This is a genomic window from Haemophilus haemolyticus (assembly GCF_003490595.1).
Lineage (GTDB): Bacteria > Pseudomonadota > Gammaproteobacteria > Enterobacterales > Pasteurellaceae > Haemophilus > Haemophilus haemolyticus_L.
Window position 1 is genome coordinate 1 of sequence record NZ_QQGY01000026.1, and the last position, 856, is coordinate 856.

The following is an 856-nucleotide window of genomic DNA, read 5'->3' on the forward strand; positions in this document are numbered from 1 at the left end:
CGCGGTCGATTTCGACAACGTGCAGGCGGTTCAGCTTTTTCGCCAAAGGTTCGGTAATCGCCGCCAAACCCGGACCGATTTCAATCACGACATCATCCGCCTGCGGGCGCACGGCGTTGACAATATCGCTGATAATCCGCGTGTCCTGCAAAAAATTCTGCCCGAAACGCTTGCGGGCTTTGTGTTCTTTCATCGTGTTTCCTTTTCGGTTGAAACCCCGCCCTTTAGGGCGGTAGAATCAGACTCTATTTGGGAGGGGCGTAACCCCTTCCAAATCAGGATGGCACATAGGGCGGTGCTTTATGTGTCGTCCTGTGTGTTGAAACATAAATGTGTTTACAGTATCCGTTTGATGTCGGCATTGTAACCGAAAACGGCAGGGCGTGATAATGCTGTTTGAAGGCTTGCCGTGTTTGGCGGTTTGGTGCAAAAACCGGCTGTCTGCCGTTTTGCCTGTTGGAGGATTGAACGTGTCTGAAAATCTGCTTGAAATCGAAACCCATCCCTTCGATTCCGTGTTGCCGCCGAAGGCTGCGGTCATGATGATGGGGACGTTTCCGCCCAAGGAAGACAAACGCGCGATGCAGTTTCATTATCCGAATTTCCAAAACGATATGTGGCGCGTTTACGGGCTGGTGTTTTTCGGCGATGCGGATTATTTCAAAGTGCCGTCCAACGGGGAGGCTGCGCACTCTGAAAAAGCGTTTGATGCCGAGAAAATCAAGGCGTTTTTGCACGAACGGGGGATTGCGTCCTGTCCGACCGTTTTGAAGGCGGTACGTCAGCACGGCAATGCGTCCGACAAGTTTTTAAAGGTAGTTGAAACCGTCGATTTGGCGGCGGTGTTGGCAAAAAT

At 51.6% G+C, this 856-nt stretch carries 2 protein-coding genes; one reads left to right on the top strand and one right to left on the bottom strand.

What is annotated here, in order from left to right; translation table 11 throughout:
* On the bottom strand, nt 1–193 hold a 193-nt coding region (locus tag DV415_RS10040; protein ID WP_275045270.1), incomplete at its 3' end, for an rRNA adenine N-6-methyltransferase family protein.
* A gap of 346 nt (nt 194–539) precedes the next feature.
* On the opposite strand from DV415_RS10040, the gene DV415_RS10050 reads away from it, so the two are divergent.
* A partial coding sequence (locus DV415_RS10050) for a uracil-DNA glycosylase family protein (RefSeq protein WP_479682618.1) occupies nt 540–856 on the top strand: 317 nt, incomplete at its 3' end.